Raw genomic sequence first — 19432 nt, forward strand, 5'->3', positions numbered from 1 at the left:
TGTCCACTGTGGACGATGATGGGAGACGGCGATGACCTACATCAACGACCCGCGAGAGCCGCAGGAAGAGATCGTCGAACGGACACCCGCCAGGATCCGCGTCGTGCGTGTCGTCAACGCCATCGTCCACGCGGTGTGCTGGATCTTCGCGCTGGTGCTGATCGTGCACATCCTGCTGGTGTTCGGCGAAGCCAACCCGGGGAACGGGTTCGCGCAGCTGATCGACCAATGGTCGCGCGCGGTCTCGCTCGGCCTGCGGAACCTGTTCACCCCGGACGGCCTCAAACTCCGCACCCTGTTCAACGACGGTCTCGCCGCGTTGCTGTGGCTGATCATCGGCGGCGTGGTGACCGACCTGGTCTCGCGGATCGGCCTCCCCGGCCCGAAGCGGGTCTGGTACCGGCGATCGCTCAGTTGAGCGAGCCCGGCCCCCGCTCCGGGGCGTCACCCGCCTGGGCCTGTTCGGCCTGGCCGTCGGCGACCTCCGGGGCGGCCGTGGTCTCCGCGGGCCGTGGGTGTTCCGGCTCGTGCCCGGTGTCGAAATGCTCACGGCACCAACGGCCGTAACGTCTGGCATGCACGGTCATCGCGGCACCTCCTTCTCCGCCACCCACGATCCCCCAGTTCTGTGACGTGCGCCACTCGTTTATCCGGTGAATCCGGCGACGATCGCGGCGCAGAACGCGGGCAGGTCGTCCGGATTGCGACTCGACGTGAGGTTGCCGTCCGTGACGACCTCCTGGTCGACGACGGTTCCCCCGGCGTTGCGGATGTCGGTGCGCACACTGGGGTACGACGTGAGCGTGCGCCCGCGGACGACGTCGGCCTCGACCAGCGTCCACGGCCCGTGACAGATCACCCCGACGGGTTTGCCGCTGTTCACGAAGTCGCGCACGAAGCGGACCGCGTCCTCGTCCGCGCGCAGATTGTCCGGATTCATCGTCCCGCCGGGCAGCACGAGCGCGTCGAAGTCGTCGACCGTGACGTTCTTGACGACCCGGTCCACGGTGAACCTGTCCGCCTTGTCGATGTCGCCGTTCATGGCCTGGATCTCGCCGGGTTCCAGCGAGACGACCTCGGCCGTCGCCCCGGCGTCGGTGACCGCCTTGCGGGGCTCGACCAGTTCGACCTGTTCCACACCGTCCGCGGCGAGGATGGCCACGCGGCGTCCGGTCAGCGATGTCGCCATCGGATCTCCCTCCTGAGGTCGTAGTCGCTTTCGGACTACCCCGGACAGCGACCGCCGAACCATGGGTATGAACTCGCGCCGCGGCGGGTATCAGCCCGCATGCGACTTCGGCGTGCGGACCTCGGGTCCCCCGGCATCCGGAGGCGGCGCAGAGGTCGTGGTTTCGGCTACCTGACCCCGGACGGCGAGCCGCTGAAGGACGGGGAGACGATCGAGCGGATCAATCGGCTGGCGATCCCGCCCGCGTGGCGGCGGGTGTGGATCTCGCCGCACGAGAACGCGCACATCCAGGCGGTCGGGATCGACGACGCCGGGCGGAAGCAGTACCTCTATCACCCCGAATGGCGACGGGCCCGGGACGAGGAGAAACACGAACGCGTCCTCGCGCTGGCGCGAAAGCTGCCCAAGCTGCGCGAAACCGTCCAGGAGGATCTCGGCTCGCGCGGCCTGAAGCGGGAACGCGTCCTCGCCGGTGCCCTGCGGATGATCGATCTCGGGGTCTTTCGCACCGGCGGCGAAAGCTACGCCGACGAGCACGGCACCCACGGGGTGGCGACGTTGCTGTGCGAGCACGTCGAACTCCGCGGTGCGTGCCTGGTGTGCGACTACCCCGCGAAACACGGCATCCAGCGGAAGGTCCGGCTGCGGGACGAGGCGCTGGTGCGGCTGGTCCGCTCCCTCCGGCGGGTGCGGGGCGGCGACGTCCGCCTGCTCGCCTACCGCGACGGTGACGGCTGGCACGAGGTGAAGGCCGACGACATCAACGACCGGCTCCGGGAAATCATCGGCGACGGCTTCACCGCCAAGGATCTGCGCACCTGGAACGCCACCGTCCTGGCCGCGGCGGCCTTCGCGGACACGGAAAAACCCTCCAGCGAACGAGGGTTGAAGCGGGCCGAGAAGGCCGTGATGACGGAAGTCGCCGAAGGGCTCGGGAACACGCCGGCCGTGGCGCGACGGTCCTATGTGGACCCACGGGTGGTCGAGGCGTACCGGCGGGACCGGACCGTCGAACGCGCGGTACGGCGAGCCGCGAAGGCGGCGGATCCCAACGAGGCCCGCGACATCGTCGAGCGGGCGGTGGTGCGGCTATTGAACGGGTCGTGAGGCTTCGATGGCGAGGACGGCGATGTCGTCGTGTGTCCCGCTGCCGAGCCATTCCCGCACCGCGGCGCGGATCCGGGCGACGACCTCGCGGCCGGACAGCCCTCGGCATCCGGCGAGCAGGTCGCGCAGCCGTTCGTCCCCGAACAGGTCCGACGGCCGCTCGTGGTGCCGCGCTTCGGTGATCCCGTCGGTGTAGAGCAGGCAGACGTCGCCCTCGGCCAGCCGGATGGCCGTCTCGGCGAACCGGGCCTGTGGGGAGATCCCGACCAGCGTGCCGGGCAGGGTGATCTCGTCGACCCCGCCGCGGCGGCGCACCACCAGCGGCGCCGGATGCCCGCCGGAGGCCAAGGTGACGCCGAGACCGTCTTCGCCCGCGAGCACCGAACCGAGCACCAGCGTGGCGAACCGGCCGCTGCCGCCGGTGATGAGCAGGGAGTTCAGCAGGCTCAGCAACGTCGTGTTGTCGTGCTCGACGAGGTCGAGCGCGGCGAGGCTCTGCCGGACGCGACCGGTGAGCGCGGCCGCCTCGGCGCCTTTGCCGCAGACGTCGCCGAGGACGAACATCGCGCTGCCGTCCTCGCGCGGCAGGACGTCGTAGAAATCGCCTCCGACGTCGAGCAGCCCGCTCGACGGCTCGTACCAGACGTCGAACTTGACGCCGTGGACGTCCGGCGGCGGCGTCGGACGCAGCGTGGTCTCCAGACCGCGCGTGGCCTCTTCCTGCCGGGCGTAGCGATGCGCGTTCGCCAGGGCCGTCCCGGCCGCGCGGGCGAACTCGGTCACCGCTCGCGGGTGGTCCTCGCCGAACGCGGGCGCGCCGCGCCTGCCGAGCACCACCGCGCCGGTGACCCCGGATCCGCCATCGAAACCCAGCGAGACCACGGTCACCGACGAATGGGCGGCGAGCCGTTCCGCGACGATCGCGGGCAGGGTCGCGATCTCCTCCTCCGGGACCGCCTTGGCTTCGAGTTCGTCCGTGGAGGCGAAGGTGCCGGCGAGCACCGGCGCCAGCTGGGCGGGGACGCGCCTGATCCGGCCGTGCCCGTGGGCGGTGCGGTGATCGCAGCTCCACCACTCCCAGCGGCCGCGGGTGGTGGGCAGCAGGACGAACACGCAGTCGGCGAGTTCGGAAGCGGCGACCTCGGCGATCACCTTCGCCGTCCCGTGCCTGCCCCGCGCGGAGGCGAGCCGGGGCGCCGAAGCGGCGAGGAAGCCGTCCACGCGCGGGCCGTCGGCCGCGACCGCGGAGGTCACCGTCCACGCGTGCCAGCCGCCGGGCAACGTCCGGATCCGCGCGGGGAACCGGCGGCCGGTGTGCTCGACATGCCCGACGTCGGGGCCTTCCGCGGTCAGCACCGGGCGGCCGCCGCCGAACAGCTCGCGGGCGGCGGGGTTCGACCAGCGCAGCGCGCCGTCGAGGTCCTGCACGAGCACCGCGTCACGGACGTCTTCGAGCAGCTCACGCCAGAACCGCCCGGATTCGGGCAGGGCTCCCTCGCTCGTCGGGGGCGACGACTCCGAGGGGAGCGACGTCGAGGCCGGGGCGGGCCGTGACACCATTCCCGGACCTCCTCCTGCCTTGCGGGTAGCGCAGTGTGAGCGGGCGGACTGGCTCGAAGTGTAGGTCGAATCATGGCACGCTGATGCGACGACCATGGCTTGGCATGCGTGGTGGAGAGGGTCGACACAGATGACACAGCACTCCCAAAGGGACCGGCTCCCCGTGGAAGGTGGTGGCGGCCAGGTGGACGAAGCGACCCTGGAACGCCTGCTCGCGGCGGCTCGTGACCTCGGGGACGGCAACTTCCGGCGGCGGCTCGTGGCGCACGGGGACGGGCTCGCGGCCCAGCTCGCGGGCGCCTTCAACGACATCGCCGAACGGAACCAGCGACTGGTGACCGAACTCCTGCGTGTCCGCGAGGCGGTCGGCAAGGAAGGCAGGCTGACCGAGCGGGTGGCGGCCGAGATCGGCCCCGGCGGCTGGGCCACCGCGGTCGATGTCGTCAACGGCCTGATCGAGGACGTGAGCAGGCCCACGGCCGAGCTCAACCGCGTCCTCGGGGCGGTCGCCGAGGGCGATCTGTCCGAGCCGATGCCGCTGGAAGTCGGCGGGCGGCCGCTGCAGGGTCAGTTCGCCGAGGTCGCGAAGACGGTCAACGGCCTGATCAAGCAGCTTTCGCGGTTCGCGACCGAGGTCACCAGAGTGGCCCGCGAGATCGCCACCGAGGGACGGCTGGGCGGCCAGGCCGAGGTCCCGGGCGTGGCGGGCACGTGGCGTGATCTCACCGACAACGTCAACGTCATGGCCAGCAACCTGACCGACCAGGTCCGCAACATCGCCCAGGTGACCACCGCGGTGGCGCGGGGCGACCTGACCCAGAAGATCAACGTCGACGCGCGCGGCGAGATCCTGGAGCTCAAGAACACCGTCAACATCATGGTCGACCAGCTTTCGGCGTTCGCCGACGAAGTGACCCGCGTTTCCCGCGAGGTGGGCAGCGAAGGCCGTCTCGGCGGCCAGGCGCAGGTCCCCGGCGCCGCGGGCACGTGGCGCGACCTCACCGACTCGGTGAACCTGATGGCGGACAACCTGACCGACCAGGTCCGCAACATCGCCCAGGTGGCCACCGCGGTCGCCCAGGGCGACCTCTCACAGAAGATCAACGTCGACGCCAAGGGCGAGATCCTCGAGCTCAAGAACACGCTGAACACCATGGTCGACCAGCTGTCGTCGTTCGCGGACGAGGTCACGCGGGTGGCGCGCGAGGTCGGCAGCGAAGGCCGTCTCGGCGGCCAGGCGACCGTGCCGGGCGTGGCGGGCACCTGGCGCGGGCTCACCGACTCGGTGAACCAGATGGCGGACAACCTGACCGACCAGGTCCGCAACATCGCCCAGGTCACCACGGCGGTGGCGAAGGGCGACCTGACGCAGAAGATCACGGTCGACGCGCGCGGCGAGATCCTCGAACTGAAGACGACTGTCAACACGATGGTCGACCAGCTGTCCTCGTTCGCCGACGAGGTCACGCGGGTGGCGCGCGAGGTCGGCACGGAAGGTCAGCTCGGTGGCCAGGCGCAGGTGCCGGGTGTCGCCGGGACCTGGCGCGACCTCACCGGGTCGGTCAACTTCATGGCGAACAACCTCACCGCGCAGGTCCGGAACATCGCCCAGGTGGCGACGGCGGTGGCGAAGGGCGACCTGTCGCAGAAGATCGCCGTCGACGCCAAGGGCGAGATCCTCGAACTGAAGAACACGCTGAACACCATGGTGGATCAGCTCTCGGCGTTCGCCGACGAGGTCACCCGCGTCGCCCGCGAAGTCGGCAGCGACGGGCGGCTCGGCGGTCAGGCACAGGTGCCCGGCGTGGCCGGGACCTGGAAGGACCTGACCGACAACGTCAACTTCATGGCGAAGAACCTGACCGATCAGGTCCGGAACATCGCCCAGGTCACCACGGCGGTGGCGAAGGGCGACCTGACGCAGAAGATCATTGTCGACGCGCGCGGCGAGATCCTGGAGCTCAAGAACACCGTCAACATCATGGTGGACCAGCTGTCGGCGTTCGCCGACGAAGTGACCCGGGTGTCGCGCGAGGTCGGCACCGAGGGCAAACTCGGCGGCCAGGCGCAGGTGCGCGGCGTCGCCGGGACCTGGAAGGACCTCACCGACAACGTCAACGTCATGGCCACCAACCTCACCGACCAGGTGCGGAGCATCGCGACGGTGACCACCGCGGTGGCGAACGGCGACCTGTCGAAGAAGATCTCGATCGACGCGCAGGGTGAGGTCGCGGTCCTCGCCGAGACGATCAACAGCATGGTCGAGACGCTGCGCGCGTTCGCCGACGAGGTCACCCGCGTCGCCCGCGAGGTGGGTACGGAAGGCATCCTCGGCGGCCAGGCCCGCGTGCCGAACGTGGCGGGCACCTGGAAGGCGTTGACGGACAACGTGAACGTCATGGCCGACAACCTGACCGGCCAGGTCCGCAGCATCGCGACGGTGACCACCGCGGTCGCGCAGGGCGATCTGTCGAAGAAGATCGACATCGACGCGCGCGGCGAGATCCTCGAACTCAAGACCACCATCAACACGATGGTCGACCAGCTGTCGGCCTTCGCTTCCGAAGTCACCCGTGTCGCCCGCGAAGTCGGCACGGACGGCACGCTCGGCGGCCAGGCGGAGGTGCCCGGGGTCGCGGGCACGTGGTCGCGGCTGACCGAAAGCGTGAACCAGCTGGCCGGGAACCTGACCACCCAGGTGCGGGCGATCGCGCAGGTGGCCACCGCGGTGACCGCCGGCGATCTGACCCGGCACATCACCGTCGACGCGTCCGGGGAGGTGGCCGAACTCAAGGACAACATCAACCAGATGATCGCGAACCTGAAGGAGACCACCCGGGCGAATCGCGAACAGGACTGGCTCAAGACCAACCTGGCCAGGCTGTCCGCGCTCATGCAGGGCCACCGGGACCTCGCGTCGGTGGCGTCGCTGATCCTGTCCGAGCTGACCCCGCTCGTGTCCGCCCAGCAGGGCGCGTTCTTCCTCGCCCGCGAAGACGAGCAGGAAGAGGTGGTCCTGGAGAGCATCGCGACCTACGGGCTGGCGAAATCCCAGACCGGGCTGCGGTTCTCCCCCGGCGAGTCGCTCATCGGGCAGGCCGCCGTCGACCGCCGCACGATACTGGTCCACGAAGCACCGCCGGAGTACGCGCTCATCTCCTCGGGACTGGGTTCGGCGGCGCCGGTCAACGTGATCGTGCTGCCGGTGCTGTTCCAGGGCGAGGTCCTCGGGGTGCTGGAACTGGCGACCATCAACGCCTTCAGCACCGTCCACATCGACCTGCTGGAGCAGCTGAAGGAGACCATCGCGGTCAACGTCAGCACCATCCAGTCGAACTCGCGCACCGAGGCGCTGCTCACCGAATCCCAGCGCCTGGCACAGGAACTGCGCGCCCGGTCCGAGCAGTTGCAGGCGCAGCAACGGGAACTGCGCCGGTCCAACACGGATCTCGCGGAGAAGGCGGCACTGCTGGCGCAGCAGAACCGCGACATCGAGGTCAAGAACAGCGAGATCGAGCAGGCGCGGCAGGAACTCGAAGAGCGCGCCGGGCAGCTGACCATGGCGTCGCAGTACAAGTCCGAGTTCATGGCGAACATGTCGCACGAACTGCGGACCCCGCTCAACAGCGCGCTGATCCTCGCGAAACTGCTTTCGGAGAACCCGGACGGGAACCTGTCGGAGAAGCAGGTCCAGTTCGCGCGGACGATCTACTCGGCGGGCAGCGACCTGCAACAGCTGATCAACGACATCCTCGACATGGCCAAGGTCGAGGCCGGGCATCTGGACCTGCAGATGTCCGACGTCACCCTGCCCGAGCTGGTCGAGTACGTCGAATCGATCTGCCGTCCGCTCACTTCGGACAAGGGCCTGGAGTTCGCCGTCCTGATCGACCCGCCGGTGCCGTCGTCGATCCACACCGACGAACACCGGTTGCAGCAGGTGCTGCGGAACCTGCTGTCCAACGCGGCGAAGTTCACCGACGAGGGCGGCGTGCGGCTGCACATCCGGATGGCCGATCCGGGCGAGGTCGAAGCCGACTCGCTCCGCAAGGCCCCCGGCGTCCTCGCGTTCGCCGTCGAAGACACCGGAATCGGCATCGCGCCGGACAAGCTCGCGATCATCTTCGACGCGTTCCGCCAGGCCGACGGCACCACCAGCCGCAAGTACGGCGGCACCGGGCTGGGCCTGTCGATCAGCCAGCAGCTGACGGAACTGCTCGGCGGCGAACTGCGCGTCCGCAGCGAACCCGGCAAGGGCAGCACCTTCACGCTGTACCTGCCGGTGAGCGCGGCGAACCTGGTCGTCCCGACCACCGCCGCGGCGGGCGGTGTCCCGCTGATCATGGCGGTGCCGCAGGTGGCCCCTTCCGCGCCGTCACAGCGGTTCCACGGCGAGAAGATCCTGATCGTGGACGACGACCTCCGGAACGTCTTCGCGCTGGCCGCCGTGCTGGAGCGCAACGGCCTGGAGGTCATCTACGCCGAGACCGGCGTCGCGGGCATCCGGGCGCTGGAACGCCACGAGGACACCGCCCTCGTCCTGATGGACGTGATGATGCCCGAACTGGACGGCAACGCCACGATCACCGCCATCCGCGCCGAGGCGGCGCACGAAGACCTGCCCGTGATCGCCGTCACGGCGAAGGCGACCGCGGAGGACAAGGCGCGGACGCTCGCTTCGGGTGCCGACGACTATGTGACCAAGCCGGTGGACACGGACAAGCTGCTGGACCTGATCGCCGCCCATCTCGAGGCGGACGCCGCTTCCAGCGGGCTCTCGCAGGCCGTGGCACCCGCCGAGTCCGACTGAGCTTCGAGTCTCGCTGCTGAGTGTCCTGAAGGCCCCCTTTGAGACGTTGGATGTCTCAAAGGGGGCCTTCAGGACATGGGGAAGGTGTGAAGGTCGAGTTTCCTCGGCTGAGCCGAGGGAAGGGGGCCTTCACGCGCAGCCGCTGTGACTGCTGGTGCTCATGGGCCGCGTGTGGCGAGCCGCGAGTCTGTGAAGGCCTCCTTGAGGGACCCAGAGTCCCTCAAGGAGGCCTTCACGGACCTGGGCTCTAACCCGAATCGCCACTCAAGACCACCCGGACACAAAGAAACCCGCAGGCCAGACGCCTGCGGGTTCTGATGTGGAGCTGTGGAGCGGGTGACGGGAATCGAACCCGCGTAGCTAGTTTGGAAGACTAGGGCTCTACCATTGAGCTACACCCGCGTGCCCCCGAAGTACCGGGTGCGAAAACAGCTTAGCGTGACCCGCTAGGCTGTGCGCACACCCCCCGGGAAGATCGGGGAGTCACGGGATGTGGCGCAGCTTGGTAGCGCATTCGCTTTGGGAGCGAAGGGTCGCAGGTTCAAATCCTGTCATCCCGACCAGATGGGGCCGGACCTGCGGGTTCGGCCCTTTTCGTTACCGGGGGTTCCAGCTCGGAGGGCCGCGGCTCTCCGCTCTTCTCCGGCCGACCGGAGAGCCGCTTCGGCAGAAGCATCTTCAGCACTTCGAGCGCCGCGTCACGCCGGGCCTTCTTCCGCGTGAAGATCGCGCATAACGCAACCACGGACACCAGTCCCAGATAGCCGACCGGCACGAGCCCGACGAGCTCGATCGCCGGGACGCCGGAGAACGAGGAAAGTGCCATGGCCCCTCCGCCAGTACGCGCCTTATCCGCGCTGACGGGGCGGTTTTCCGCAGGTCGAGCTAAGACCCGCACGGGATCGACACGATCCGACACCTCGACTTCGGGCTCTGGTCAAAGCTCGAAGGAGGAAGGTCCCCCATGGACCAGTACTCCCTCGTGATCACGAGTCACATGTCCGGCCGAACCGGATGAGAGCTCCTCCTCGACGATAGGAGCAAGCCAGGCCCTTCCGTACCGCCGAGAGAGGGTCAGCGTAATGACGGCTGCGATCGATCCCGCTGATCCTCGTCGGCAACCACATCCACTGGAGTATCCGGGCAGGATGGCGATCATGGAGATCCGCCACGCCACCACCACCGACGCCCCCGCCGTGACCACCCTCCTCGTTCAGCTGGGCTACCCGGACAACGACGAGACCGACGTGCGCGCCCGGCTCGAACGCTGGACCCGCCATCCCGAAGGTGCCGCGTTCGTCGCCGAATCGGACGGCACCGTGGTCGGTGTCATCGCGGTGGTCGCGATCCCGCTCCTCGAACGGGAAGGGGCCGTCGGACGGATCGTGGCCCTGGTGGTGGACGAGACCCAGCGCGGCACCGGAGTCGGACGCGAACTGATCACCACCGCCGAAGAGCAGGCGCTGCGGTGGGGCTGTAGCGCCATGGAGGTCAGCAGTTCCCGCCGCCGGACCGGCGCGCACGCCTTCTACCGGGCACGGGGCTACGAAGACCGCTGCGAGCGCAGCGCCAAGTTCTTCCGCGAGCTGACCGCCTGACCAGCTCCCGGATGGTGAGAGCCCTAGGCCCACCGCCACCCGCTTGCGAACATCGGCACCGTGACCGGCAGGCGGAGCGCCAGTGCCAGCGCGGTGCTCCGCGTGGTGCTGGACGAAGGGGCGATAGCGCGCAGCACCATCGCGCGCCGCACCGGGCTGAGTGCCGCGGCCGTCACGGGGCATGTGGCGGAGCTGATGCGCCGCGGGTTCCTCATCGAGCTGCCCGAGGTCGCGGGCGCGGTCGGCAGGCCGTATGTGCCGCTGGACCTCGACACGGAACGGTTCGTGGTGTGCGGAGCGCATGTCGCGGCCGACCATCTCACCGTCGGGCTGCTGGATCTGCGCGGGAAAGTGCTGGCACAGCTGGAAGCCCCGCATCACGGCGCCGAGCCGGCCGTGCAGGTCGCGCAGATCGCGGAACTGCTCGACGACCTCCTCATCGGACACGCGCCGGAGCGGACACCGCTCGGGCTGGGGGTCGCGACCGGCGGCTGGGTCGACGAGGCTTCGGGAACGGTGGTGGAGCACGGGTTGCTCGGCTGGCGCGGGGTCCCGTTACGCGATCTGCTCACGGAGGTCACCGGTCTCGACGTCCGTGTCGACGGGCATTCGCGTGCGCTCATCCACGCCGAACGCCTGCTGGGGCAACCGAGAACGCGGAGCAGTGTCGTGCAGCTGTTCACCGGCAACGTGGTCGACGCCGCCTTCGCCACCGGCGACACCGTCCACCATGGACCGAGATCGGCGGCGGGCGCCGTCGCGCATCTGCGGGTCGATGACAGCGACGAACCTTGCCAGTGCGGGCGTTCCGGCTGCCTGGAGGCGACGGTGTCCGAGCGCACGGTCGCCCGTAAAGCCGCCGAGGCGGGCCTCGTCGAAAACCCTGATTTCGCCGCCGTGCTCCATTCAGCGGCCTCGGGAAACAAAATCGCCATCGACCTTTTCCAGGAACGCGCGCGGATTATCGGACAGGCCGCCGCCTTGCTCTTCGACGTCCTGAATCCGGAAATCCTCATCGTGCTCGACCAGAGTGTACGCGACGTCGACGGTTGCCTTTCCACGATCCGGGACGAGGTCGCTCAGCGCTCCTGGATTTGCCAGGATGCGACGAAAAGCGTTGTGGCGTCGAGCTTTCCGGGAACCGAGCTGGCGACGGCCGGCGGGGCGGTCATGCTGAACGCCCTCTACGGAGATCCGCTTTTCACGAACCTCGCCAACGCTTCCTGAGTTACTTCACTAAATCGCAAAATTGACGCTCTCCGCCGGGCCTGCGAAGAATCTTCTTCAACGACGAGAACCCGAACGAAAGAGCCCACCGTGAAGAAACCAGTGCCCTTGATCGCCGCGCTCCTCGCCGGATTGGCGCTGTCGGGTTGCGGCGCCTCGGCGACCTCGGCAGGAGTGGCCGGGCAGCCGGAGAAGCTCGAACTCCGCTACCAGGGGTCGGCGAACAGCGTCACCTTCCCCGAACTCGCCGAGGACCTCGGCTACTTCGGCCCGGTCAAACTCAAATGGGTCGGCAACACGATCAGCGGACCGCAGGACATCCAGTCCGCCGCCACCGACCAGACCGACTTCGGCGGCGCCTTCACCGGCGCTGTCGCCAAACTCGTCGACGCCGGCGCTCCGATCAAGGCCGTCGTCAACTACTACGGCTCCGACGAGAAGACCTTCTTGGGCTTCTACGTCAAGGAGGACAGCCCGATCCGCACCCCGCGTGACCTCATCGGCAAGAAGGTCGGCGTCAACACCGTCGGCGCGAACGTGGAGGCCGTCCTCGACACCTGGCTCAAGCGCAACGGCCTCACCGACGCCGAAATCGACCAGGTACAGCTCGTCGTCCTGCCGCCGATCAACACCGAACAGGCCTTGCGCAACGGCCAGATCGACGTCGCCGGGCTCAACGGTGTCCTGCAGGACCGGGCCCTCGCGGGAGGCGGGGTGCGGCCGATCGTGAAGGACGTCGAGGCGTTCGGACCGTACAACGGCGGGCCGTACGTGCTGCGGACCGACTTCATCAAGAAGTACCCGGAGACCACGAAGACCTTCGTCACCGGCGTGGCCAAGGCGATCGAATGGGCGCGCACCACTCCACGCGAGGAGGTGATCGCCCGGTTCACCAAGATCATCCAGAACCGCGGCCGCAACGAGAACACCGAAACGCTCAAGTACTGGAAGAGCACCGGTGTCACCAAGGGCGGGCTGATCTCGGACAACGACTACACGCTCTGGACGGGCTGGCTCAAGCAGTCCGGGTTCATCAAGAACGACCAAGTCGACCTGAAGAAGATCTACACCAACGAATTCAACCCGTACCGCGAAGGCGGTGGCGCATGACCGCCAAGATCAGCCTCCGCTCGGTGACCAAGACCTTCGGCGCGTTGACCGCACTCGACGACGTCTCCCTCGACATCGAGGACGGCACGTTCCTCTCCCTCGTCGGGCCGAGCGGTTCCGGCAAGTCCACGCTGCTCGATCTGCTCGGCGGGCTCGCGAAACCCACCTCCGGCGAGGTCCTGATCGACGGGAAACCCGTCACCGGGCCGGGGCTGGATCGCGGTGTCGTGTTCCAGCAGTACGCGCTGTTCCCGTGGCGCACCGCGCGGGCCAACGTCGAGTTCGGCCTCGAAGGCGGCACCCTGAACAAGCGGCAGCGTGCCGAGCGAGCACGGGAATTCCTCGACCTGGTCGGGCTTTCCGGGTTCGAGGAGCATCTTCCCCACGAGCTTTCCGGTGGTATGAAACAACGGGTCGCGATCGCGAGAAGCCTCGCCTACGACCCGGACGTGCTGCTGATGGACGAGCCGTACGCCGCGCTGGACTCCCAGACCCGCGAACTCCTTCAAGAGGAGCTTCGGCGGATCTGGAAACGCACCGGCAAGACCATCGTCTTCATCACCCACAGCATCGAGGAAGCCGTCTATTTAGGACAGAAGGTCGCGGTGCTCACGTCCCGGCCGGGCAGGCTCAAGGACGTCGTCGACATCGACCTCGGCGACCGTTCGAACGAGGACCTGCGCTCGGCGCCCGCCTTCGTGGCCCATCGCCATCGGCTGTGGGAACTGCTGCACGACGAGATCCGGAGGGCCGCCTGATGACCGCCACTCTCGAAGCGCCGAAGGTCCACACCGGACCGAAGGTCGCCGGGAAACCTCGCAAGAAGAAGAACCCGTTACGCAAGGCCTTCCGCAGTTCGGCCGCGATCCTGCTCTTCCTCGCCGTCTGGGAGCTCGCTCCCCAGTACCTGCTCGACGAAGGCACGAGAACCTTCCTCCCGCCGCTGTCGGAGGACCTCGCCGCGCTCTGGGAGCTGATCCTCAACAGGCAGCTGGCCGACCATCTGCTGGCGAGTCTCGGCCGGTCCGCCGCCGGATTCGTGATCGCGGTGGGCGTCTCGGTGCCGCTCGGCCTGCTGATCGCGTGGTACCGGCCGCTCGCGGAATTCCTGAACCCGCTGCTGGAGCTGGCCCGCAACACCGCCGCGCTGGCCCTGCTGCCGGTGTTCACGCTCCTGCTCGGCATCGGCGAGGTGTCCAAGATCGCGCTGATCGTCTACGCCTGCGTCTGGCCGGTGCTGCTCAACACGATCGCCGGGGTGAACACCGTGGATCCGTTGCTGGTCAAGGCCGCGCGCTCGCTCGGGCTGTCGAGCCCGAGCCTGTTCCGGAAGGTGATCCTGCCGTCGGCGGTGCCGACCATCTTCACCGGTATCCGGATGGCGGCCGCGTACTCGATCCTCATCCTGATCGCCGCCGAAATGGTCGGTGCGAAAGCCGGGCTCGGTTATCTGATCAACAACTCGCAGGTCAACTTCCAGATCCAGCAGATGTACGCCGCGATCATCACGGTGTCGGTGCTGGGCCTGGCCATCAACGCGGGTTTCGTCGCGCTGGAGCGGCGGTTCTCCACCTGGCGTGTCAAGGAGAAGGCGTGAAGCACTTACACCTCAACGCGTTCGTGATGCCGAACGGCCATCACGAGGCGGCGTGGCGGCATCCGAGCACGGATCCGCACCGGGCCGCGACGCTGAAACACTATGTCGACATCGCCCGCACGGCGGAGCGCGGCAAGCTGGATTCGCTGTTCCTCGCCGACGGCGTCGCCTTGTGGGGCAACGTCCGCTACAACTCGCACACCCTGTTCGAGCCGCTGACGTTGCTTTCCGCGCTGGCCGGGGCGACCGAGCGCATCGGGCTGATCGCCACCGCGTCGACGACCTACAACGAGCCGTACCACCTGGCGCGGAAGTTCGCGTCGCTCGACCACCTCAGCGGCGGGCGCGCGGGCTGGAACATCGTGACGTCGGCGGGCGAGGACGAGGCACGCAACTTCAACCGTGACGCCCGGCCGGCGCACGCGTTGCGCTACGAGCGCGCCGCCGAATTCGTCGAAGTGGCCAGGAAACTCTGGGACAGCTGGGACGACGACGCGGCGGTGATCGACAAGGCGAGCGGTGTCTACGCCGACACCGACCGCATCCACCCCATCGACCACAACGGCCCGCATTTCCAGGTCCGCGGCCCGCTCAACATCCCGCGCCCGGTGCAGGGACATCCGTTGCTCGTCCAGGCCGGTTCCTCGGAGACGGGCAAGGAGTACGCCGCCCGGTTCGCCGAGGCGGTCTTCACCGCGCAGCAGACCTTCGCCGAGGGCAAGGCTTTCTACGACGACGTCAAGGGCAGGCTCGCGAACTACGGCCGCTCGCCGGAGGAGATCAAGATCCTGCCTGGGATCAGCCCGATCCTGGGCCGCACCGAGGCCGAAGCGAAAGAACGCGAGGCCGAACTTAACGCCCTCATCACGCCCGCGTACGGCGTGCGGCAGCTGTCGACCATGCTCGACCACGACCTGACGCCGTACCCGCTCGACGGTCCCCTGCCTGACGTCGGCACGTTCACCGAAGGCGCCCAGAGCCGGTTCGAACTGGTCACAGGCCTGGCGCGGCGCGAGAACCTGACGATCCGCCAGCTGATCGAGCGCCTGGCGGGCGGCCGGGGACACCGCGTCTTCGCCGGTACCGCCACGCAGGTGGCCGACCAGCTGGAGCACTGGTTCACCGAAGGCGCCGCGGACGGCTTCAACGTCATGCCGCCCACGCTGCCGGGCGGTCTCGAGGACTTCGTCGACCTCGTGGTCCCCGAACTTCAGCGGCGCGGCCTGTTCCGCACCGAGTACACCGCCACGACCTTGCGCGGCCACTACGGCCTCGCCCGTCCAGTCCACCGCACCCCAGTGAAGGAGCACGCCGCATGACCGCCCTCAACACCCAGGTCGAAGTCCGCAAGATCACCGGCAGGATCGGCGCGCAGGTCGTCGGCGTCGACCCGGCCAAGGATCTCGACGCCGCGACCGTCGCGTTCGTCACCGAGGCCCTCCACGAGCACAAGGCGCTCGTCTTCCGCGATGTCGACCTCGACGACGCGGGCCAGCAGCGGTTCGCCGGGCATTTCGGCGGACTGACCAAGGCGCACCCGACCGTCCCGTCGGTCGACGGCGAGCCCGCGATCCTGCCGGTCGACAGCGAACAGGGCCGCGCGAACCAGTGGCACACCGACGTCACCTTCGTGCTCAACCCGCCGAAGGCCAGCACGCTGCGCAGCCTGGTCGTCCCTCCGTACGGCGGCGAGACGCTGATCGCCAACTCGGCCGCCGCGTACCGGGACCTGCCGGAGCCGCTCCGGGCGTTCGCCGACACGCTGCGCGCCGAGCACACCAACGACTACGACTACGCGAAGGCGCCCGAGACTCTCGACGACGCGGAGCGGGAACGCCGCGAGGTGTTCGTCTCGCAGAAGTTCCGCACGGTCCACCCGGTGGTGCGGGTGCATCCGGCGACCGGGGAACGCGGGTTGTACATCGGCGGGTTCGCGCAGCGGATCATCGGGCTGTCCAAGGGCGAGTCGCGCGACATCCTGCGGCTGCTGCAGTCCTACGTGACCCGCCCGGAGAACGTCGTCCGGGTGAGCTGGGAGCCGAACCAGCTGGTGCTGTTCGACAACCGCATCACCCAGCACTACGCCGTCGACAACTACGACGACCTGCCCCGCCGCCTGAACCGGGTGACCGTGGCGGGCGACGTCCCGGTGGGCATCGACGGGGTGCCGAGCGAATCCCTCGAAGGCGACGCTTCGCCCTACTCCCCCGTCGCCTGACTCCCTGAATGGGGTAAGACTGGCGTCGTGAAGGACGATCGTCAGGTGGAAGCGCTCCTGAGGGAGCTGGCCCCGCAGGTCATCGGGCTGCTGGTGCGCAAGCACGGGCAGTTCGACGCCTGCGAGGACGCCGTCCAGGAAGCCCTGCTCTCGGCCGCGCAACAATGGCCGGAGCAGGGCATCCCGGACAGCCCGAAGTCCTGGCTCGCGACGGTCGCGTCACGGCGGCTGGTCGACGAGTGGCGCAGCGAAAGCGCACGACGGCGGCGAGAGGAGAACGACGCGCTGATGGACCTGGCCGGTCCGCGCGAAACCTCCGCCGTGTCCGATTCGGACGACACGCTCACCGTCCTTTTCCTGTGCTGCCACCCTTCCCTGTCCGCGCCGTCGCAACTCGCGCTCACGTTGCGCGCGGTCGGCGGCCTGACCACCGGCGAGATCGCGAACGCGTTCCTGGTCCCTGAATCGACCCTCGCCCAGCGGATCAGCCGGGCGAAACAGACCATCAAGAAGGCGGGCGCCGAGTTCGTCCTGCCGCCGTCCGCGGAACTCGGCGAACGGCTCCGCGTCGTCCTCCAGGTGCTGTACCTGATCTTCAACGAGGGCTACACGACCAGCGGCGGCCCCGACCTGCACCGCGCCGACCTGACCGCGGAGGCGATCCGGCTGACCCGGCTGCTCCGGCGGCTCATGCCGGACGAGGACGAGGTCACCGGCCTGCTCGCGCTCATGCTGCTGACCGACGCCCGCCGGGCCGCCCGCGCCGGCGACGACGGCTCGCTCGTCCCGCTCGCCGAGCAGGACCGCTCACGCTGGAACACCGAAACGATCGCCGAAGGGGTTTCGCTGGTGAGCAAGGCCTTGGCGGCGGGTCCGGTCGGGCCGTACCAGGTGCAGGCCGCGATCGCCGCCGTCCACTGCGAGGCGGCCACCGTGGCCGACACGGACTGGCCCCAGATCCTCGCGCTCTACGACGTCCTCGAGAAGGTGTCGCCCGGCCCTGTCGTCACGCTCAACCGTGCCGTCGCGGTCGCCGAGGTCAACGGGCCGGAAGCGGGCCTCGAACTGCTGGCCACGCTCGACGGCGACAGCCGGATGGACCAGACGCACCGGCTCGATTCCGTACGCGGGCACCTGCTGGAACTGGCCGGAGACACCGGCGCCGCGCGCGAGGCCTATCTGCGGGCCGCCGGGAAGACCGCGAGCGAACCCGAGAAGCGGTACCTGACCCGGCGCGCGGAGCGGCTCACCTGAGCACCCGGAGGATCGTCTCGTGCGACTTCTCGTGGACGTAGCCGGTGTAGACGGCGTGGATCCGGTGCTCGTCGCCGTTGTAGAGGGTCACGGTCGCCTTGATCGGAATGTCGCGCTGTTTCTCCACGTGTGAGAACTCCTCGTACGGCAACCAGACCGCGTCCGCCCGGGCGGCGACCGCGAACGGGGCCTGCGCCATCAGCGCGAGCAGTGCCTCCTTCCCCGGCTCGGACTCGGCCCCCGGGACGGGCGAGAAGATCAGGCCGCGTTCGGTGATGACCAGATGGCCGTGCCGATCGTCGAATCTCACGTTCGCCAGCCCGCCGATCACCGGCGCCTCGCCCGGTGAGAGCCGTTCCGTCCCGCCGTTCGCGGCCGCCGGGTCGATGCCCAGGCCCGCCAGTGCCGCGCGGGCACGCACGGCATGTTCTGGTCCGCCGATCAGCAGATCCTCGATGAGGTCGAAATCCAGGAAGGACCCGTCGGCGAGGACGAAATCCGGTTCGTCATCCCATCGGTGCACGAACCGCATCGTGCCCGCGTCCAGGGCGGCCAGTACGACGGCGGCCATGAGCCCGTCCTCCGGGACATCCGCACCCGGCAACGTGAGAAGCGTTTCGAGGCTTCCGCCTGGCTGCCCCGACGCCCGGGCGATGGCCCGGTACGCGGCCTCGGCGTCGATCTTCAGCCTCGCCAGTGCCGCCTCGCGCGGGTACGTGTCCCAGGGCAGGCGACGGCGCTCACCGAAGTCGAACGACGCCTCTTCGAGCCGGGCGGCGGACCGGACGGGGTCGGCGAGCAGGCCCACTGCCGGACGTTCGTCCATATCGGACTCACCAGGCGCGGTTTCCAAGGCCCACAGCCGTTCCGTCATCGGCGGATGCGTGTCCCAGCGGGACGGAAGCCGGATCGGGTCGGCCGCGGTGGCCAGCCACTCGCGCCGTGCGTCGAGCATTCCGGCGAAACCGCCGTAGACATCGTCGGGGGCCATCTCGACCTCCGCCCCGAGTGCGACGTGGACGCCCAGATACCGTGTCCATTCCCCGCCGAGCCGCGGCTGCAGCCGTAACGCCGACTGCGCGGCGGCCCGGCCGGCGATCCGGCCCATGACCTGGTCGGCTTCGAACTCGCGGCGGCGGCTCGCGGCCCGCTGGGTCAGGACGAACAGCCGCGCGTAACCGCGGAACAGCCAGGACAACGGGTTGAGCGTGCTTCGGGGAAAGCGGTCGAGCATCCGCGCGACGGCGACGTGGGAGCGGTAACCGGTCACGCTGGTCCGGCCGTCGAGCTGCCCGTAGTGGGCGAACTCGTGCGCCAGCACCGCGCGCGCCTGGGCGCGGGTCAGCGCTTGGAGCGTCGGAAGGCCGATCGACAGGAACCGGCGGCCGGGTTTCAGCCCGAACAGCCGCGCCTCCTCGACGACCGACGCCCCCGGCCCGGCGGTGAGCCACACCTGGTCCGGCGGCCGGGTGCCGATCGTCTCCGCCAGTTCGGTGAGGGTCGCCCACAGCTCAGGGGCGTCGTCGCGGTAGAGCGGGACCCCTTTCGGCACGAAGGGCACCGGGCGGATCGGCAGGAGCGCCGCGATCCCGGCGCCGAACAGCAACCCCATGCCGAGCCCGGCGAGGACGAACAGCGGGACGTTGTCGATCCCGGCCAGCAGGAAGCCGCCGCCGAAAGCGAGCAGGAGGAAGATCAGCGTGGCCAAGGCGTAGAACCCCACCACCAGGAACACGACCTTGACCACGCCGATCCGCATGGC

The 19432-nt window shown here is 68.8% G+C and carries 16 protein-coding genes and 2 tRNA genes; 12 read left to right on the top strand and 6 right to left on the bottom strand.

Going from position 1 to position 19432, the window contains the following annotated elements; genetic code table 11:
* The first annotated feature begins 31 nt into the window (after nucleotides 1–31).
* On the top strand, nucleotides 32–418 hold the full coding sequence (locus CVV72_RS19495; RefSeq protein WP_219153691.1) for a hypothetical protein: 387 nt from the start codon (nucleotides 32–34) through the stop codon (nucleotides 416–418).
* Here CVV72_RS19495 and CVV72_RS19500 read toward each other — a convergent pair.
* Nucleotides 411–587 (bottom strand): hypothetical protein, encoded by a 177-nt coding sequence (locus tag CVV72_RS19500; protein WP_219153692.1) that lies wholly within the window; start codon nucleotides 585–587, stop codon nucleotides 411–413. The genes CVV72_RS19495 and CVV72_RS19500 overlap by 8 nt on opposite strands.
* Before the next feature lie 59 nt (nucleotides 588–646).
* Nucleotides 647–1189: a type 1 glutamine amidotransferase domain-containing protein gene (locus CVV72_RS19505; protein ID WP_219153693.1), complete on the bottom strand. Its 543-nt coding sequence runs from the start codon at nucleotides 1187–1189 to the stop codon at nucleotides 647–649.
* 99 nt (nucleotides 1190–1288) lie between these two features.
* On the opposite strand from CVV72_RS19505, the gene CVV72_RS19510 reads away from it, so the two are divergent.
* Nucleotides 1289–2296: a DNA topoisomerase IB gene (locus CVV72_RS19510; RefSeq protein ID WP_219153694.1), complete on the top strand. Its 1008-nt coding sequence runs from the start codon at nucleotides 1289–1291 to the stop codon at nucleotides 2294–2296.
* Here the strand turns inward: CVV72_RS19510 and CVV72_RS19515 are convergent.
* Nucleotides 2279–3856: a SpoIIE family protein phosphatase gene (locus CVV72_RS19515; RefSeq protein WP_219153695.1), complete on the bottom strand. Its 1578-nt coding sequence runs from the start codon at nucleotides 3854–3856 to the stop codon at nucleotides 2279–2281. The two genes, CVV72_RS19510 and CVV72_RS19515, sit on opposite strands and share 18 nt — an antisense overlap.
* 130 nt (nucleotides 3857–3986) lie before the next feature.
* Between CVV72_RS19515 and CVV72_RS19520 the strand changes: the two genes are divergently transcribed.
* Complete coding sequence (locus CVV72_RS19520) at nucleotides 3987–8666, top strand: HAMP domain-containing protein (RefSeq protein WP_370641941.1); 4680 nt, start codon at nucleotides 3987–3989, stop codon at nucleotides 8664–8666.
* Nucleotides 8667–8994: 328 nt separating this feature from the next.
* On the opposite strand, the gene CVV72_RS19525 is transcribed toward CVV72_RS19520, so the two are convergent.
* A tRNA-Gly gene (locus CVV72_RS19525) sits at nucleotides 8995–9068 on the bottom strand.
* Between the two features lie 84 nt (nucleotides 9069–9152).
* Here CVV72_RS19525 and CVV72_RS19530 point away from each other — a divergent pair.
* Nucleotides 9153–9229: transfer RNA gene (locus CVV72_RS19530), tRNA-Pro, on the top strand.
* On the opposite strand, the gene CVV72_RS19535 is transcribed toward CVV72_RS19530, so the two are convergent.
* Entirely contained in the window at nucleotides 9208–9492 is a 285-nt protein-coding gene (locus CVV72_RS19535) for a hypothetical protein (RefSeq protein ID WP_219153697.1), read from the bottom strand. The two genes, CVV72_RS19530 and CVV72_RS19535, sit on opposite strands and share 22 nt — an antisense overlap.
* 331 nt (nucleotides 9493–9823) lie before the next feature.
* On the opposite strand from CVV72_RS19535, the gene CVV72_RS19540 reads away from it, so the two are divergent.
* The 8 genes from CVV72_RS19540 to CVV72_RS19575 all read left to right on the top strand — a co-directional run bounded on the left by CVV72_RS19540 (nucleotide 9824) and on the right by CVV72_RS19575 (nucleotide 17670).
* Nucleotides 9824–10264 (top strand): GNAT family N-acetyltransferase, encoded by a 441-nt coding sequence (locus CVV72_RS19540; protein WP_255632741.1) that lies wholly within the window; start codon nucleotides 9824–9826, stop codon nucleotides 10262–10264.
* Nucleotides 10265–10324: 60 nt separating this feature from the next.
* Entirely contained in the window at nucleotides 10325–11491 is a 1167-nt protein-coding gene (locus CVV72_RS19545; RefSeq protein ID WP_219153699.1) for an ROK family transcriptional regulator, read from the top strand.
* Between the two features lie 90 nt (nucleotides 11492–11581).
* On the top strand, nucleotides 11582–12601 hold the full coding sequence (locus CVV72_RS19550) for an ABC transporter substrate-binding protein (protein WP_219153700.1): 1020 nt from the start codon (nucleotides 11582–11584) through the stop codon (nucleotides 12599–12601).
* Nucleotides 12598–13359: an ABC transporter ATP-binding protein gene (locus tag CVV72_RS19555; RefSeq protein WP_219153701.1), complete on the top strand. Its 762-nt coding sequence runs from the start codon at nucleotides 12598–12600 to the stop codon at nucleotides 13357–13359. Before CVV72_RS19550 ends, CVV72_RS19555 begins: the two co-directional genes overlap by 4 nt.
* Nucleotides 13359–14198 carry an ABC transporter permease gene (locus tag CVV72_RS19560; RefSeq protein WP_219153702.1) on the top strand — a complete coding sequence of 280 codons (840 nt, stop codon included), beginning with the start codon at nucleotides 13359–13361 and terminating at the stop codon, nucleotides 14196–14198. The genes CVV72_RS19555 and CVV72_RS19560 overlap by 1 nt, the downstream gene beginning before the upstream one ends.
* Nucleotides 14199–14224: 26 nt before the next feature.
* Entirely contained in the window at nucleotides 14225–15517 is a 1293-nt protein-coding gene (locus CVV72_RS19565) for an LLM class flavin-dependent oxidoreductase (protein ID WP_219154024.1), read from the top strand.
* Nucleotides 15514–16416: a TauD/TfdA family dioxygenase gene (locus CVV72_RS19570; RefSeq protein WP_219153703.1), complete on the top strand. Its 903-nt coding sequence runs from the start codon at nucleotides 15514–15516 to the stop codon at nucleotides 16414–16416. Before CVV72_RS19565 ends, CVV72_RS19570 begins: the two co-directional genes overlap by 4 nt.
* 27 nt (nucleotides 16417–16443) lie before the next feature.
* Nucleotides 16444–17670 (top strand): RNA polymerase sigma factor, encoded by a 1227-nt coding sequence (locus CVV72_RS19575; RefSeq protein ID WP_219153704.1) that lies wholly within the window; start codon nucleotides 16444–16446, stop codon nucleotides 17668–17670.
* Here CVV72_RS19575 and CVV72_RS19580 read toward each other — a convergent pair.
* Nucleotides 17663–19429, bottom strand: a complete 1767-nt coding sequence (locus CVV72_RS19580; protein WP_219153705.1) for a M48 family metalloprotease — start codon at nucleotides 19427–19429, stop codon at nucleotides 17663–17665. The two genes, CVV72_RS19575 and CVV72_RS19580, sit on opposite strands and share 8 nt — an antisense overlap.
* Between the last annotated feature and the right edge of the window lie 3 nt (nucleotides 19430–19432).

The sequence above is a fragment of the Amycolatopsis sp. TNS106 genome, assembly GCF_019330265.1.
Lineage (GTDB): Bacteria > Actinomycetota > Actinomycetes > Mycobacteriales > Pseudonocardiaceae > Amycolatopsis > Amycolatopsis lurida.